We start from the raw sequence: 16562 nt of genomic DNA on the forward strand, positions 1-16562 counted from the left end.
GATCGTTCGCGCGACCGTGCTAACCCGGTCCGGCTCCTCCCCCCCGAGTCGGGCCGTGGATAGACGACCCCCGCTCTCCCCCCCGGCGGGGGTCGTCGCATGTCCGGGGCCATTTCCCTAGGCAATTGAGCCTCCAGGGAGTGGCGTGACGGGCGGTTCGGAGGGGGTGTTCCGGCGGTTTCCGAGCCGCTGTCGAGGGTTCTTCGCACTCAGCCATATGTCACTCTCCGTAGTGGATTGAGCGTCATATTGGCATCTCCGATGCGTCAATTCCGAACTGTATTGGCCCCCGTCCGAGTGAGCTCGGTTATCCACAGGGGCGGGTTATCCACAGGCATTGCGAACTCGGCTGACGCATTCCGTGCCGTGCCCCACCGTGGTGTCCGCGCCACCGCGCCGACCCACCCGGGCCGCCGCGTCCGACGCGCCGTCAGACCGATCCCGCACCACGCGGAGGCCCGCCTTGTCCGCATTCGTCACCGACCCGCACGCCACCGGCCCCGAGCCCCAGCCCGGGCCGCTGATCCTCACCGGCGACGAGACCCTCGCCGAACAGCTCACCCGTCTGTGCGCCGCCGCCGGAGCCGAACCACGGCTGCTCAGCAGCGCCCCACCGCCCGCCCCGCTGTGGGAGAACGCCCCACTGGTGCTGGTCGGCGACGACCTCGCCGAGCAGTGCGCCGGCCTGCCCCGCCGCCCCGGCGTGCTGCTGCTCGGACTCGACCTCGACGACGGCGAGATCTGGGTCCGCGCCGTCCGGTTGGGCGCGGAGCACGTGCTGTTCCTGCCGGACGCGCAGCCCTGGCTGCTCGACCGGATCGCCGACGCCACCGAAGGCGTCGGACCACCCGCGCTCACCGTCGCCGTGCTCGGCGGCCGCGGCGGCGCCGGGGCCTCCACACTGGCCTGCGCGCTCGCGGTCCGCGCCGCCCGCGCCGGACACCGCACGATGCTGATCGACGGTGACCCACTCGGCGGCGGACTCGACGTCCTGCTCGGCGCCGAACAAGCCGGCGGCCTGCGCTGGCCGGACCTGGCCGCCTCGCGCGGCCGGATCAGCGGTGCCGAGCTCGCCAGGGCACTGCCCGAGCCACACCGGCTCAGCGCGCTGTCCTGGGACCGCTCCGACACCCTGACCATCTCCGCCGAAGCCATGTGCAGCGTCCTGGCCGCCGCCCGCAGACGCGGCGGGCTGGTTGTCCTCGACCTGCCCAGACACCTCGACGCGGCGGCCGCCCAGGCCCTCGAACAGGCCGACACCGGGCTGCTCGTGGTCCCCGCCGAACTGCGCGCGCTGGCCGCCGCCGATCGGGTCGCCGGGGCCGTCCGGATACGGCTCGCCGACCTGCGGGCCGTCGTCCGCACCCCCGGGCCGTCCGGCCTCACGGCCGCCGATGTCGCCCGCGGCCTGCACCTGCGCCTGGCCGGGGAGCTCGCCCCCGAGCCCGGCCTCGCCCTGGACGCCGAACGGGGCGCCCCGCCCGGCCTGCGGGACGGCGGGCCGCTGGCCCGCTTCTGCGGGCAATTCCTGACCGAAGCGATGCCGCCCGTCGTGGCGGCCTGAGGAGGACCCATGGCCAACCGCCTGCACGCCGTCGACCCCCACCCCGACACCACCGACGGGCACACCGGCGAGCCGAGGCCCGCCCGGCAGCCGATCACCCGCACCCACCGGCGCATCCCCGTACCCCGCGCCCGGGCCCTGCGCGGCACCCCGCCGGGGCCCGCCGAGGGCGTCGCACCGGCCGAAGCCGGCCCGCCGGTGCGCTACCTGGTCCGCCGACATGCGTCGGCCGCGCCCGAACGGGACGGGCCGCCCGGCGGTCTGCCTGCGGACGGGGCCGCCGAACTCGTCGATGTCGTCCGGCTTCGGCTCGCCGAGGCGGGCGCGGCACCCACCGCGGGCTCGGTCGCCGCCGCGCTGCGCGCCGCCCGGCCGCCGCTCGGCGGGGCCGACGTGCTCAACACCGTCCGCAGTCTGCGCGCCGAGATCGTCGGCGCCGGGCCGCTCGACCCACTGCTGGCCGAGCCCGGCGTCACCGACGTCCTGGTCAACGGACCCGACCAGATCTGGATCGACCGAGGCAAGGGCCTGGAGCGCGCGCCCCAGGTGCGCTTCCCGAACACCGATGCCGTTCGCCGGCTCGCCCACCGACTGGCCACCGCCGCCGGGCGACGCCTGGACGACGCCCGACCCTGGGTGGACGCCCGGCTGTCCGACGGCACCCGCCTGCACGCCGTCCTCCCGCCGATCGCCGCCGACTGCACCCACATCTCGCTGCGCACGTGCCGCAGCACGCCCTTCACCCTCGCCGAACTGGTGGCCGCCGGGGCCCTGCCACCGTCCGGCGCCGACCTGCTGGCCGCCGCGCTCCGGGCCCGACTGTCGCTGCTGATCTCCGGCGGTACCGGCAGCGGCAAAACCACCCTGCTCGCAGCGCTGCTCGGGCTCGTCCCGGTCAACGAACGCATCGTGCTGGCGGAGGACTCCGCCGAACTCCGGCCGGACCATCCGCACGTCGTCCGGCTCCAGTCCCGCCCGCCCAACCAGGAGTCACTGGGGGAACTGACCCTGCGCGACCTGGTGCGGCAGGCACTCCGGATGCGACCCGACAGGTTGGTGGTCGGAGAAGTCCGCGGCGCCGAGGTGGTCGACCTGCTGGCCGCCTTCAACACCGGCCACGAAGGCGGCTGCGGCACCGTCCACGCCAACACGGCGGCCGACGTGCCTGCCCGCCTGGAAGCCCTCGGCTCGCTCGCCGGACTCGACCGGCAGTCGCTGCACAGCCAGCTCCGGGCCGGACTGGACGCCGTCGTCCACCTCGGACGCGACCGCGCCGACGGCCGACGCCGGGTCACCGGCCTGCACCTGCTGATCGCCGAACCGGGCGGCCTGACGGGCACCACGGCCGCCGTCCACTTCGACCGTGACGGACGCAGCCGACCCGGCCCCGGCTGGACCAGGCTGCGGGACCTCTGCGCCGAACGCGGCGTCGAGCTGCCCCCGCACCCCGAGGCGGTCTCCGAACCCGATCCGCTCGAGCAGGACACCGGTTCGGTTGACGTTCCCTCCTGCGAACCCCAGGTGGAGGTGCCATGACGCTGAGTCAGATCGAATTGCTGTGGGTGGTCGGGCTCTGCGTGATCGGGGCGGTGGCGTGGCGACTGCTGCGCTCCGAGGTCAGGAGGTCGTGATGGCAGGGGAGTTCGGGGCCTTGGCGGCGATGGCGTCGGCCGGCGCCGCCGGCGCGGCAGCTTTGCTCGGTGCGGTCGCCGGGCTCGGCGCGGCGTTGCTCGGGGCGGTCTGGCTGGCGGCGGCCCGGCACCGGCAGCGTGGTGACGGGCGGCTGCGGCGGATGCTGAACGGGCATCGGGTGCCGGCCGGTCGGCTCGCCCGGATTCGGGCGGGATGGCGGCGACGGCGACCGCGCTGGCTGGTGCCCGAACTGCTGCTGCTCCCCGCTGGAGCGGCAGCCGGGCAGAGCACCGCCTCGGTGTTGCCGTTGATCGGGGCGGCCTGTGCGGTGGTTCCGCTCCGCCGATGGCGTGCGCGGTACGCCGCGGGTCGGGCGGCGCGGCGACGGGCCGCGGCTGTGATCGACCTGTGCGCCGGCCTGGCGGCCGAACTGCGCAGCGGCGCGACACCCGAACAGGCCATGCACTCGGTGATCTCCAGGGCCGCCCCCGACTGGGCCGGTCGCCTCGGCCCCGAGCCGACTGCCCGGCTGGCCGCCGGCCGCTACGGGGCGGACCTGCCCGCAGCCCTCGGGCAGGTGGCCGAACTGCCCGGCGGGGAGGGCGCGGCGGCCGTCGCGGCTTGCTGGCGGGTCAGCACCGAGAGCGGTACGGGGCTGGCGTTCGGCCTGGAGCAGGTCGCGGACGCGCTGCGCGCCGAGCGGGCGCTCGCGGAGGAGATCGCGGGCGAACTCGCAGGTCCACGCACCACCGTGATCGTGCTGGCCGCCCTGCCCGCCGTGGGCATGGGGCTGGGCAGCGCGCTCGGCGCCCACCCGGCGCAGGTCCTGCTGCACACCCCGGCGGGCCTGCTCAGCCTGCTCGCTGGGGCTGTCCTGGAGGCCGTCGGCATCGCCTGGACCGCCCGGATCGTCCGGGCAGCCGAGGACGCCCCGGCCGGGCCCCGTCCGGTCCGGCCTGAGGTTCAGCCCGAGGTTCGGTCCGAGTCGCGGTCCGACTCGGTCCGGGCGGTGGCTTCCGGGTGTGGGATCTCCCGATCCCGGCAGGACCGGTGGCTTGCCGCCGCATCGCCCCTCGCCGGGGACCAGCCGGCCGTCCGGGCGGACCGGTGGGAGTGAACGGGTCCGGTGGCCCGGTCCGGGGCCGGGGTGACCCGCTGGGCGGCGCGGGGAGGCGCGCCAACTGGTCGACGAGTGATCCGAGTTCGAGTCGACGGAGGCATCGATGGAGGTTCTGGTGGAGGTTTCGATGGAGGTGAGGTGGGCGCCATGGTGATCCTGGTGCCGGTGGCCGCCGTGGGCCTGGCCGGCGAGGCACTGGCGGTGGTGCGAGGGCGGGCGATCCGGCGCAGGGTCGGGCGCTGCGTCCCAGCAGTGGCGGCCGTCCCCGCGCGGGATGGGCGGGGTGGCCGGGGCGGGGATGCCTTACGACGGGCGATCCGCTGGGTGGCGGGCGACCGGCCGCTGGCCGTGCTGCTCGGGGTGTCCGCCGCCGTCCTGGTCGGCGGTTGGGCGGGCCCGGTGGTCGGTTTGGTGGCGGGCTGGGCGGGGTGGCGGTCGCTGCCCAGGATTCGGTCGCCCGGCGAGCGGCGGCGGACCGCCGAGCATGACTGGCTGGTCCGTCAACTGCCGCTGACCGCAGACCTGCTGGCGGCTTGTCTCGGTTCGAGCGGTTCCCCGGCCGGAGCGGCCTTCGCGGTCGCGGAGAGCGTCCCGTCCCCGATGCGGGACCGCCTGTCCGGCATCGCGGCCCAGCTCTCCCTCGGTGCCTCCCCGGAGCGTTGCTGGGAGCAACTGGCCACCGACTGCCCACCGATGGCCCCGCTCGCCCGCTGCCTGGCCCGCACCACCCTCAGCGGCGCACCACCGGCCACCGCGCTCGCCGGCCTCGCACAGTCCCAGCGGGCGGCGGCCGCACGGGCGGCGCACGCGAAGGTCCGCCGGGCCGGCGTCCTGGCGACCGCACCGCTCGGGCTCTGCTTCCTGCCCACGTTCGTGCTGATCGGCGTCGTGCCAGTGGTGATGGGCCTGACCGGCACCTTCTCCCAGCGGCTCTGATCCGTACCTGCCGAATTTCCACTCCAACGAAGGGATTTCACCGATGATGACTCTCTCCCCGCCTGTCCGGCCGGCGCTCGCGGTGCGCGCCACCCGCAGAATCGGCGGCTGGCTGCGCCACCGGTACCGAACGATGGCGGAGGGGCCGCCGGACGCCGGGATGAGTACGGCCGAATACGCGATCGGCACGGTGGCGGCGTGTGCCTTCGCGGCGGTGCTCTACAAGGTGGTGACCAGTGGCACGGTCTCCGGCGCGCTGTCGGAGATCCTCGATCGCGCCCTGCATGCGGCGTGAGCGCCGGGCCGGCCGCACGGGGGCGCCGGACTCGGGGATGGTCACCGCCGAGACAGCGGTGGCCCTGCCTGCCCTGGTGCTGCTCGCGGCGATGCTGATCTGGGGAGTGGTTGCCGCCGGTGCCCAGATTCGCTGTGTGGACGCGGCCCGGGCGGGCGCCCGGGCCGCCGCCCGCGGGGACGGCGACGCGGCAGCGGTTGCCGCGGCAGCCGCCCCGGAGGGCGCGAAGGTTGCCGTCGCGCTGGACGCGACCACCGCCCGGGTCACCGTCGAGGCCCCCTGTCCGGGCCCAGGCCGCCTCGCCGCCCTCCTGTCGGTCCGCCTCACCGCCACCGCGGTGAGCGCCCGCGAGGACGTGCTGACCGACGAAAGCTGACGTCGAGAGGAGGTAACTGCCGTGCGAGAGCGACACCGTCTGCCTGCCGAGGCCGCCGCGTCCGACCGTGGGTCGGCGACGGTGTGGCTGGTCGCGCTGGGCCTGCTGGGCGTGGTGGTTTTCTCGGCCTGCCTGATGGTGGGTCAGATCGTGGTCGCCCGCCACCGCGCCGAGTCGGCGGCCGACCTGGCCGCGCTGGCCGCCGCCGACCGCCTACTGCTCGACCCGGACGGCGGCTGTGGCCGGGCAGCCGAACTGACCCGGGCCCAGGAGCGAGCCGACCTCGTCTCCTGCCGCGTCCTGCCGGACCGGGACGCGGTGGAGGTGGTCGTCCAGGTCCCGATCCGGGGCCTGCCCGTCCCGCTCGGGCCGGCCCGAGCCCGCTCCCGGGCCGGCCCGGTGTGGGCCTGGGGCGACAACGCCGCTGAAACGGACGGGCCGTCAGTCGAGCGGGCCGGCCGCGCCGTCGCCGGAGGCGTCGGGGGCGTCGGAGGGGCCGAGAGTGTCGGTGCTGTCCGGCCGGTCGGGAGCGTGGGCGAGGAGGGTGGTGAGCAGGCGGATGGCGGCGGCCTTGTCGAGGGGATCGTTGCCGTTGCCGCACTTGGGGGACTGGACGCAGGACGGGCAACCGCGGTCGCACTCGCAGGCGGCGATGGCGTCCCGGGTGGCGGTCAGCCACTCCACCGCGCGGCGGAAGCCGCGTTCGGCGAAGCCCGCGCCGCCGGAATGGCCGTCGTAGACGAAGACCGTGGGGAGGCCGGTGTCGGGGTGCAGCGGTACGGAGACGCCCCCGATGTCCCAGCGGTCGCAGGTGGCGAACAGCGGAAGGAGGCCGATCGAGGCGTGTTCGGCGGCATGGGCCGCGCCGGGGAGCTGGTCGAACGGGATGGTCGCGTCGAGGAGTTGGTCCTCGGTGACGGACCACCAGACGGCGCGGGTGCGCAGGGTGCGGGGCGGCAGGTCGAGCTTGCTCTCGCCGAGGATCTCGCCAGTGGAGATCCGCTTGCGCAGGTAGCCGACGACCTGGTTGACCACCTCGACCGAGCCGAAGCTGAGCCGGGCCTCGCCCCACTCCTCGGTGGTGTCGGTGGAGAGGATCGAGATCGAGGTGACGTCCCGAGCGGAGGTGGTGTACGGCGGATTCGCGGGGGAGACCAGTGCGACCGAGGACTCCAGGTCGAACTCCCGGACCAGATAGGTACGTCCCTGGTGCAGGTGGACGGCGCCGGTGTGCACGGTGGTGTGCGCGGCCTCCGCGTCCACGGTGCCGAGCAGCCGTCCGGTGTCCGCCTCGACGATCTGCACGGGGCTGCCGCCGCTGCCGCGCAGGTCCACGCCGTCCACGGCGCGCTCCCGGCGGGTCCAGTACCAGGAGCCGTCGCTCCGGCGGCGCAGCAGTCCGCGTCGCTCCAGTATCGGGAGCAGCGGCTCGCTGGACGGGCCGAACAGTTCCAGGTCGGCGTCGGTGAGCGGGAGTTCCGCGGCGGCGGCGCACAGGTGCGGGGCGAGCACGTGCGGGTTGTCGGGGTCGAGGACGGTCGCCTCGACGGGGGTGGCGAACAGCGCGTCGGGGTGGTGGACGAGATAGGTGTCCAGCGGGTCGTCGCGGGCGATCAGCACCGCCAGCGCGCCCTGGCCCTCGCGTCCGGCGCGTCCGGCCTGCTGCCAGAGCGAGGCCCGGGTGCCGGGGTAGCCGGCCAGCAGGACGGCGTCCAGGCCGGAGACGTCCACGCCGAGTTCCAGTGCGGAGGTGGACGCCAGGCCGAGCAGGCGTCCGGTGTGCAGGTCGCGCTCCAGGGCCCGCCGCTCCTCGGCCAGGTAGCCGCCGCGGTAGGCGGCGACCCGGGCGGCGAGCGGTTGGCCGAGCTGCTCCTGGGCCTGCAGGGCGACCAGTTCGGCGGCCCGGCGGGAGCGGACGAAGACCACCGTGCGGGTGCCGCCGTGGACCAGGTCGGTGAGCAGGTAGCCGGCCTCGGCGGTGGCGGAGCGGCGGACGGGCGCGCCGTGCTCGCCGACGTTCTCGGTCAGCGGCGGCTCCCACAGCGCGAACACCATCGGGCCGCGTGGCGAGCAGTCCTCGGTGATGGCGGTCGCGGGCAGGCCGGTGAGCCGCTGCGCGGTGACGGCCGGCTCGGCGGTGGTGGCGGAGGCCAGCAGGAAGGTCGGCGACGCGCCGTAGCGGGCGCACAACCGCCGCAGCCGGCGCAGTACCTGGGCGACGTGCGAGCCGAACACCCCGCGATAGGTGTGGCACTCGTCGATCACCACGTACTTCAGCGCCTTCAGGAAGGACGACCAGCGTGGGTGGGCGGGGAGTATGCCGCGGTGCAGCATGTCGGGGTTGGTCAGCACGTACGACGCGTACTGGCGGACCCACTCGCGCTCCTGCGGGGGCGTGTCGCCGTCGTAGAGCGCCACCCGGACCCGGTCGGGGACGAGTTCGGCGGCGCGCCGGCGCTGGTCGGCGGCCAGCGCCTTGGTGGGGGCGAGGTACAGCGCGGTGGCGCCGCGCCCGTTGCGGGCCTCGGTGCCGGTCAGCAGGTCGCTCAGCACGGGGGCCAGATAGCCCAGCGACTTGCCCGAGGCGGTACCGGTCGCGATCACGGTGGTCCGCCCGGCCGCGGCCAGGTCCATCGCCTCGGCCTGGTGCGCCCAGGGCAGCAGCACGCCGAACTGGGCGGCGGCCGCGACCACCTCCTGACGGATTCCTTCCGGCCAAGGCGCATAGCGCGCCTCGCGTGCGGGCAATTGCTCCGTATGGGTGAGGCGATCCGACCTGCCGCGCTCGGTGGAAAGCGTCGCGAGCAGGGCCTCGGGCTGGTGGTGACGGGGCGGCATGAAGACCCAGTGTGTCACCGGCGTGACGGAGAATCGCTGTTAACCATCGTGCGCCCATGGTCGCAAGTGGTTGAATGAAGCCCGTGACGGCCGCATGGCCGAGGGCCGCAGAAACCGAGGCTCCGACCTGCCGGTTTGCCGCGCCCTGGGCCTGCGACCACGTGGTCGCAGCCGTGGGGCTGAAGATCGCAATGACGTAGCAAGGCAAGGTGCTGGAGGTTCCGTGGACCTGTCCCTGTCGACCCGTACTGTCGGCGATCGCACGGTCGTCGAGGTTGGCGGCGAGATCGATGTGTACACCGCCCCCAAGCTGCGCGAGCAGCTTGTCGAGCTCGTCAACGACGGCAACTACCACTTGGTCGTGGACATGGAGGGCGTGGACTTCCTCGACTCCACCGGCCTCGGTGTGCTGGTCGGTGGCCTGAAGCGGGTGCGCGCGCACGAGGGTTCGCTGCGCCTGGTGTGCAACCAGGAGCGCATCCTGAAGATCTTCCGGATCACCGGTCTGACCAAGGTGTTCCCGATCCACAACTCGGTGGACGACGCCGTCGCGGCGACCGACTGACCTTCCGTTCGGTCCGCCGTTCCAACCGAATCTTCTCGATCGACCGCCGCCGGTCGGCCGGGCGCTGAGCCCTGCCCGGCCGGCGCGGTCGGTGTTCCCGCCTCCGCCGTGCGGGCCGGTGTGCCCGGCGGTGGGGAGCAACCCCGGAGGGGAGACATGGCAACCGTCGAACTTCGATTCAGCGCACTGCCCGAGCACGTGCGGACCGCCCGTTTGGTGGCCGCCGCGGTGGCCAGACGTGCGGGGGTGGACGAGTCGGTGCTCGACGAGTTGCGGCTCGCGGTGGGCGAGGCCTGCTCCCGCGCGGTGGCGCTGCACCAGCGCAACGGCGTCGACGGGGCGGTCCGGGTCGCGTTGATCGAGCAGGAGAAGCGTTTTCTCATCGAGGTCGCCGACGAGGCCGGGCCGGCGCACGCCGCCGGTGCCGCGGGCGGCGGCTCCGAGGACGAGGACGCGCTCGGCCTGGCGGTCATCACCGGCCTGGTCGAGGACGTCGAGGTCGGCAACGGCGACGACGGCAGTGTGATCCGGATGAGCTGGTCGGTCGCCCCGGCCGACGCCTGAGACCCGCCCGACGCCTGAGACGCCCCCGCCTGGAGTCCCTGCGTCGGGCCGGGCCCGCTGAGCTGCCCGGATGTCGCTGGCCGCGGCCTTCCGCGCAGCCGGGGGCGGGCGGCCGTGTAGGTTCGCTGGTCGATGCCCGGGACCGGGTGTCAGCGACCGAAAGGGCCCCGGTGAAGAAGCGACTGGTCACCGTCTCCACGCTCGGCGCGCTGCTCGCGCTCGCCGCCGTCGGCTGTTCCGCCGACGATTCGGCGAAGAAGCTCGACGGCTGGGCGAAGAACGTCTGCGATGCCGCGCGGGACCCGATCTCGCAGTCCCGGGCGGCGCTCGCCGACACCGGAAACGTCAAGGACGGCGAGTCCCCCGTCGACCTGCAGAAGCGGCTGTCCACCGACCTGGCCGCGCTGGCCACCACCAACCAACAGTTGGCGGACGCGGTGGACAAGGCCGGCGTGCCGAAGATCGACAACGGGGCGAAGGTCCAGCAGGACGCCGTCAACGAGCTGAAGCAGGTCGCCCAGGGCTACCTGGACGCGCAGAAGAAGCTGGACGGGCTGACCAACGCCGATCAGGCCAAGTTCGCGGACGGCCTGCGCAGCGTCGGCGACCAGGTGCAGCGCCTGTCCCAGGTTTCCACTGGCGCGCTCGCCACCCTGCAGAGCGGCGACCTCGGCGACGCGATCAAGAAGCAGCCCGGCTGCAAGGCGGCCGGCGCCGGCGCACCCGCCGCCGACCCGTCCGGCAGCGCCAACCCGTCGTCCGGCGCCAACCCGTCCGGCAGCGCCAGCCCGTCCGGGTCCGCGTCGCCCGGCGGCAACGGTGCCCCGTCATCCGGCGCGCCGTCCTCGGGGGCGCCCGACCAGGGCGCCGGATCGGCTTCGCCGAGCAAGAGCTGACGACCGGTCGGCCCGTCGCCGGGTGCGGTGGACGGGCCGCGCCGGTGGACGGGGGAGAATGGCGGGGTGACGAACAGCCCCGTTCTTGATACCGCCCGGACGGCGGAACTGCGGGAGGCGCTGCTGAAGGCCTCCTTCACCGCCGATGGATTGCTCGACCTGCTCGGCCCGGCCGCGTACGCGGCGCTGGCCCGCAGCGAGGCCGTCCCGGCGCTGCGGGCGACCCGCGGCGGCTCGCCGCTGGAGACCCTGGTGCGGCTGTTCCTGCTGCAACAGCCGGTGCCGGAGGCCGCCGCCGCGGCCGCCTTGCCCGTCGAGGGCCTGCTGACCGACGGCTGGCTGGTGCGCGACGGCGCCGAGCTGCGCGCCACCGTGGACGTGCGGCCGTACGCCGACGAGGTGGCCGGCCTGCCCAGCGCGGACGCCTGGGTGGTGTCCGACCTCGGCTGCGCCGTCGGCGGCGCGGGCGGCATCGGCTCCGGGCGGACGGACGCCGGCGTCGAGCGCCGCGACCTGGTGCTCGGGGTGGGCGGCGCGTCCACCACGCTGGCCAACCTGACGGTGCGCCGCCCGGTCCGCGAGGTGCTGGACCTGGGCTCCGGCTCCGGTGTGCAGGCGCTGCACGCGGCACGGCACGCCCAGCGGGTCACCGCCACCGACCTCAACCCGCGCGCCCTGCACTTCACCCGGCTGACTGCCGCGCTGTCCGGCTTCGACAACGTCACCACCGCCGAGGGCAGCCTGTACGAGCCGATCGGCGAGCGGCGCTTCGACCTGATCGTCTCCAACCCGCCGTTCGTGATCTCCCCGGCAGGCCGGTTCACCTACCGGGACGGCGGGATGGCCGGCGACGAGCTGTGCCGCAGCGTGGTGCGCGGCGCCGCCGACCACCTGGAGCCCGGCGGCTACTGCCAGCTGCTGGCGAACTGGCAGCACGTCAAGGGCGAGGACTGGCGTGACCGGCTGGCCGGCTGGGTGGCCGGCACCGGCTTGGACGCCTGGGTGGTGCAACGCGAGGTGCAGGACGTCGCCCAGTACGCCGAACTGTGGCTGCGCGACGGCGGCGACCACCGCGGCGACGAGTACCGCACCCGGTACGAGGAGTGGCTGGACAGCTTCGAGGCGGCCGGCGTGGAGGGCATCGGCTTCGGCTGGATCACCCTGCGGGCGTCCGGCGCGGCCGACCCGGTGGTGCGGATCGAGGAGTGGCCGCACCCGGTGGAGCAGCCGCTCGGCCCGCACATCGAGGAGTGGTTCGCCCGCCAGGACTTCCTGCGCGGCCACGACGACGCCGGGCTGCTGGCCGCCCGCTACCTGCTCGCCGACGAGGTGGTGCAGGAGCAGATCGGCGCACCCGGCTCCGAGGACCCCGAGCACGTGGTGCTCCGTCACAACCGGGGCATGCGGCGCGCCACCAAGGTGGACACCGTCGGCGCGGGCTTCGTCGGCGTCTGCGACGGCACGCTGGCCGCCGGGGAGATCGTCGACGCGATCGCCCAGCTGCTCGGCGAGGACGCGGCGCAGCTGCGGGCCCGGGTGCCCGAGTCGCTGCGGCTGCTCACCGAGCAGGGGTTCATCGAGCCGGTCCGCTGAGCCGGCCGAGGCTGAACCGGCCCTGAGCGGGACCGGCCGAGGCTGAACCGGCCCTGAGCGGGACCGGCCGAGGCTGAACCGGCCCTGAGCGGGACCGGCCGAGGCTGAACCGGCCCTGAGCGGAGCCGGCCGGGCCCGAACCGGTCGTTGTCCGGGCGGTGACATTGGTCACCTGAAGTATCGGCATGACGCGTCCGCGTGGTCGGTGCTTCGGGTGACCTGGGCGGTCCGGCCGCGTTGGACACCGAAGGCCCCGGCCGGCGGCCGTGTTCACCCGGGCGTTCCCCGGGGGTGGCCCCTCGGACGCCGGGAGTCCGCCGCAGGTTGTCCACCGGGTGCCAGGGTGCTGTCCACAGGCTGTGGGCAGTGCGGGGGAGGACCTGGTGGAGACGCCGACGACGCTGGTGGGCGGGGCGGTCCTGGTGGTCTTCGGGAGCGCGCTGCTGCTGTGGTGCGCCGTGGAACTGCGCCTTCGCCACCGTCTGCGCCGGTACGGCGCGCCCGCCACCGCCCAGGTGGTCGCCGACCGGGACCGGACCGACGCGATGGACAGCAGCCCGCTGCTCTCCTACTCCGTGGACGCCGCCGGCGGGTTCGTCGAGGCCGGGCTCGGCACCGTTCACGAACTGCACCCCGATCCGCTGGGACACCTGGTGCTGGCCCGTCCGCGCGGGCACACGCCGCTGCGCCGCCCGCCGCAGCTGGCCGTTGGTGCGGCCGTTCAGGTCGCGTACGACCCGAGCCGGCCGGAGCGGGTGGTGCTGGCCGCGCACCAGGAACTGCCCTCGCTGCCCGCCGACCTGTTCTGGGCGCTGCTCGGCACCTCGGCGCTGGCGGGTGGCCTGTCCCTGCTCGCGCTCGCCCTGCGCTGACCCCACCCCGCGCCGACGAACCGGCGAGGGCCCCCGCCCGATTACGGAGCGCGCTGTTCCGCTCCTCTTTTCTCCACCGCCGTCCGGTCCGCTTTCCGCGGTGCCCGGAGTGCGCGGAAACCCGCCCGGACCGCCCATGGACGCGCCGGTCCGGGCCCGGTGGAAGGCCTGTTTGCCCCGGAAAGACATGCCCGAAGAGCGGCCATCGGGTTACCGTTCGAGTGGCGTCGGTCGGCCTTGCCGGTGAAAAAGCGGCATCCGTCCGTTTGACAAGGGTGGCCAGGGTACGGTCACACTCCGCTGGTGGGACCGTCGCGGTGCGACAGCCCAGGAGCTTTGGTTTACGACCGGGAGAGAAGAGCGAAGGTGTCCCCGAGCAGCGAGACCGCGCACGGCAAGCGACTCGTCATCGTCGAGTCGCCGGCCAAGGCCAAGACGATCAAGGGCTACCTCGGCCCCGGCTACATCGTCGAGGCCAGTGTCGGTCACATCCGCGACCTGCCCGGCACGGCCGCCGAGGTTCCGGACGAGTACACCGGCGAGGTGCGCCGCCTCGGGGTCGACGTGGACCACGACTTCGCGCCGATCTACGTGGTCAACCCGGACAAGAAGTCCCAGGTCACCAAGCTGAAGTCGCTGCTCAAGGAGTCCGACGAGCTCTTCCTGGCCACCGATGAGGACCGCGAGGGCGAGGCGATCGCCTGGCACCTGCAGGAGGTGCTGAAGCCGAAAGTGCCGGTGCACCGGATGGTCTTCCACGAGATCACCAAGGACGCCATCCAGGAGGCCGTGCGCAACCCGCGCCACCTGAACAAGCGCCTGGTCGACGCGCAGGAGACCCGCCGCATCCTGGACCGCCTCTACGGCTACGAGGTCTCCCCGGTGCTGTGGAAGAAGGTCATGCCGAAGCTGTCGGCGGGCCGCGTCCAGTCGGTCGCCACCCGCCTGGTGGTCGAGCGCGAGCGTGAGCGGATCGCCTTCACCTCCGCCTCCTACTGGGACCTGGTCGGCACCTTCGCCACCGGCCGCACCGCCGCCGACGCCGCCAACCCCGAGAACTTCGGCGCCCGGCTGGTCTCCGTCGACGGCAAGCGGGTCGCCACCGGCCGCGACTTCGGCACCGACGGCCGACTGAAGAACGCCGCGAACACCCTGCACCTGGACGAGCAGGCGGCCCGCACGCTGGCCGCCGCGCTGGAGCAGACCGCGTTCAGCGTCCGCAGCGTCGAGTCCAAGCCGTACCGCCGCTCCCCGTACGCGCCGTTCCGCACCACCACGCTGCAGCAGGAGGCCAGCCGCAAGCTGGGCTTCGGCGCCAAGCGGACCATGCAGGTCGCGCAGAAGCTGTACGAGAACGGCTTCATCACCTATATGCGTACCGACTCGACCACGCTGTCGGAGACCGCGATCGTCGCGGCCCGCGCGCAGGTCACCCAGCTGTACGGGGCCGACTACCTGCCGTCCGCGCCGCGCACCTACGCCTCCAAGGTGAAGAACGCGCAGGAGGCGCACGAGGCGATCCGCCCGTCCGGCGACCGGTTCCGCACGCCCGCCGAGACCGGGCTGTCCGGCGACGACTTCCGGCTGTACGAGTTGATCTGGATGCGCACCGTCGCCTCCCAGATGAAGGACGCGGTCGGCCAGTCCGTCACCGTCAAGGTCGGCGGCCGTTCCGCCGACGGCCGGGACGCCGAGTTCTCCGCCTCCGGCAAGATCATCACCTTCCACGGCTTCCTGAAGGCCTACGTCGAGGGCGCCGACGACCCGAACGCCGAGCTGGACGACCGCGAGCGCCGGCTGCCGCAGGTCGCCGAGGGCGACCCGCTGGCCGCCGAGCGGCTCACCCCCGAGGGCCACGCCACCAAGCCGCCGGCCCGCTACACCGAGGCCTCGCTGGTCAAGGAGCTGGAAGACCGCGAGATCGGCCGCCCGTCCACCTACGCGTCGATCATCGACACGATCATCAACCGGAAGTACGTCTTCAAGAAGGGCACCGCCCTGGTGCCCTCCTTCCTCTCCTTCGCCGTGGTCAACCTGCTGGAGAAGCACTTCGGCCGGCTGGTCGACTACGACTTCACCGCGAAGATGGAGGACGACCTCGACCGGATCGCGGCCGGCCAGGCCGAGTCCGTGCCGTGGCTCAAGCGCTTCTACTTCGGTGAGGGCGAGGCCAACGGATCCGCCGCAGCCGGCGCCGCCGACGCGGGCAACGGCGACGGCGACCACCTCGGCGGCCTGAAGGAACTGGTCACCGACCTCGGCGCGATCGACGCCCGGGAGATCAGCTCCTTCCCGATCGGCGACGGCATCGTGCTCCGGGTCGGCCGGTTCGGCCCGTACGTGACCCGCCCGGCCGCCGTCGAGGGCGAGCCCGAGCAGCGCGCCGACGTCCCCGACGAGATGCCGCCGGACGAGCTGACCGTCGAGCTCGCCGAGGAGCTGTTCGCCAAGCCCAGCGGCGAGCGCGAGCTCGGCACCGACCCGATCAGCGGCAACCCGCTGGTCGCCAAGGCCGGCCGCTACGGCCCGTACGTCACCGAGGTGCTCCCCGAGGGCACCCCGAAGACCGGCAAGAACGCCGTCAAGCCGCGCACCGCGTCGCTGTTCAAGACCATGGACCTGGACACCGTCACGCTCGAGGACGCGCTGCGCCTGCTCTCGCTGCCCCGGGTGGTCGGTACCGACCCCGAGGGCAACGAGATCACCGCGCAGAACGGCCGCTACGGCCCGTACCTCAAGCGCGGCACCGACTCGCGGTCGCTGACCAGCGAGGACCAGCTGCTCAGCATCACCCTGGACGAGGCGCTGGCCATCTACGCCCAGCCCAAGCAGCGCGGCCGGGCCGCCGCGGCCGCCCCGCTGAAGGAGCTCGGCAACGACCCGGTCAGCGAGAAGCCGGTGGTGGTCAAGGACGGCCGGTTCGGCCCGTACGTCACCGACGGGGAGACCAACGCGACGCTCCGCAAGGACGACGAGGTCGAGACCATCACCCCGGAGCGGGCGTTCGAGCTGCTTGCCGAGAAGCGCGCCCGCGGACCGGTGAAGAAGGCCGCCAAGAAGGCCCCGGCGAAGAAGACCGCCACGGCCGCGAAGAAGACCACGGCGGCCAAGAAGACCGCGGCGAAGAAGACCACCGCGGTGAAGAAGACCGCGGCCGCGAAGAAGACCACCACGGCGAAGAAGACGGCGGCGAAGGAGTCCGCCACCGCGGAGAACACATCCGAGGAGAGCTGACGGACACTGCGTAACGGGCCTGTTCGAATCCGGGCGGGCCCGTTAAGGTCGGGGCCGCGCACTCGCTACGCTGACGG

At 73.8% G+C, this 16562-nt stretch carries 13 protein-coding genes and 1 pseudogene; 13 read left to right on the top strand and 1 reads right to left on the bottom strand.

Going from position 1 to position 16562, the window contains the following annotated elements:
* Positions 1 to 463: 463 nt before the first annotated feature.
* From ssd to ACGFWJ_RS15380, 7 genes and pseudogenes are all read left to right on the top strand, one after another.
* The gene (ssd, locus tag ACGFWJ_RS15350; RefSeq protein ID WP_392949371.1) at positions 464 to 1564 is read left to right on the top strand and encodes a septum site-determining protein Ssd; all 1101 of its coding nucleotides are present in this window, start codon (positions 464 to 466) and stop codon (positions 1562 to 1564) included.
* A gap of 9 nt (positions 1565 to 1573) precedes the next feature.
* A complete protein-coding gene (locus ACGFWJ_RS15355; protein ID WP_392949374.1) occupies positions 1574 to 3100 on the top strand; it encodes a TadA family conjugal transfer-associated ATPase in 1527 nt (508 codons plus the stop codon).
* Positions 3101 to 3194: 94 nt separating this feature from the next.
* Complete coding sequence (locus ACGFWJ_RS15360) at positions 3195 to 4313, top strand: type II secretion system F family protein (RefSeq protein ID WP_392949377.1); 1119 nt, start codon at positions 3195 to 3197, stop codon at positions 4311 to 4313.
* A 150-nt stretch (positions 4314 to 4463) separates the two neighbouring features.
* The gene (locus ACGFWJ_RS15365; RefSeq protein ID WP_392949380.1) at positions 4464 to 5252 is read left to right on the top strand and encodes a type II secretion system F family protein; all 789 of its coding nucleotides are present in this window, start codon (positions 4464 to 4466) and stop codon (positions 5250 to 5252) included.
* A gap of 43 nt (positions 5253 to 5295) precedes the next feature.
* Positions 5296 to 5547, top strand: a complete 252-nt coding sequence (locus tag ACGFWJ_RS15370) for a DUF4244 domain-containing protein (protein ID WP_392949383.1) — start codon at positions 5296 to 5298, stop codon at positions 5545 to 5547.
* Positions 5548 to 5584: 37 nt separating this feature from the next.
* Complete coding sequence (locus tag ACGFWJ_RS15375; RefSeq protein WP_387639054.1) at positions 5585 to 5923, top strand: TadE family type IV pilus minor pilin; 339 nt, start codon at positions 5585 to 5587, stop codon at positions 5921 to 5923.
* A gap of 114 nt (positions 5924 to 6037) precedes the next feature.
* A pseudogene (locus ACGFWJ_RS15380) lies at positions 6038 to 6262 on the top strand (Rv3654c family TadE-like protein); the annotation flags it as partial.
* A 102-nt stretch (positions 6263 to 6364) separates the two neighbouring features.
* Here ACGFWJ_RS15380 and ACGFWJ_RS15385 read toward each other — a convergent pair.
* The gene (locus ACGFWJ_RS15385; RefSeq protein WP_392949386.1) at positions 6365 to 8761 is read right to left on the bottom strand and encodes a DEAD/DEAH box helicase; all 2397 of its coding nucleotides are present in this window, start codon (positions 8759 to 8761) and stop codon (positions 6365 to 6367) included.
* Positions 8762 to 8984: 223 nt separating this feature from the next.
* Between ACGFWJ_RS15385 and bldG the strand changes: the two genes are divergently transcribed.
* The 6 genes from bldG to topA all read left to right on the top strand — a co-directional run bounded on the left by bldG (position 8985) and on the right by topA (position 16485).
* A complete protein-coding gene (gene bldG / locus ACGFWJ_RS15390) occupies positions 8985 to 9326 on the top strand; it encodes an anti-sigma factor antagonist BldG (RefSeq protein WP_073807489.1) in 342 nt (113 codons plus the stop codon).
* A gap of 156 nt (positions 9327 to 9482) precedes the next feature.
* The gene (locus tag ACGFWJ_RS15395; protein ID WP_392949389.1) at positions 9483 to 9890 is read left to right on the top strand and encodes an ATP-binding protein; all 408 of its coding nucleotides are present in this window, start codon (positions 9483 to 9485) and stop codon (positions 9888 to 9890) included.
* A 170-nt stretch (positions 9891 to 10060) separates the two neighbouring features.
* Positions 10061 to 10786: a small secreted protein gene (locus tag ACGFWJ_RS15400; RefSeq protein ID WP_392949392.1), complete on the top strand. Its 726-nt coding sequence runs from the start codon at positions 10061 to 10063 to the stop codon at positions 10784 to 10786.
* 66 nt (positions 10787 to 10852) lie between these two features.
* A complete protein-coding gene (locus ACGFWJ_RS15405; RefSeq protein ID WP_387860810.1) occupies positions 10853 to 12379 on the top strand; it encodes a methyltransferase in 1527 nt (508 codons plus the stop codon).
* Between the two features lie 383 nt (positions 12380 to 12762).
* Positions 12763 to 13251 carry a DUF3592 domain-containing protein gene (locus ACGFWJ_RS15410; protein ID WP_392949395.1) on the top strand — a complete coding sequence of 163 codons (489 nt, stop codon included), beginning with the start codon at positions 12763 to 12765 and terminating at the stop codon, positions 13249 to 13251.
* A 366-nt stretch (positions 13252 to 13617) separates the two neighbouring features.
* The gene (topA, locus tag ACGFWJ_RS15415) at positions 13618 to 16485 is read left to right on the top strand and encodes a type I DNA topoisomerase (protein WP_392949397.1); all 2868 of its coding nucleotides are present in this window, start codon (positions 13618 to 13620) and stop codon (positions 16483 to 16485) included.
* Positions 16486 to 16562: the final 77 nt, after the last annotated feature.

The sequence above is a fragment of the Kitasatospora sp. NPDC048407 genome, assembly GCF_043200475.1.
Lineage (GTDB): Bacteria > Actinomycetota > Actinomycetes > Streptomycetales > Streptomycetaceae > Kitasatospora.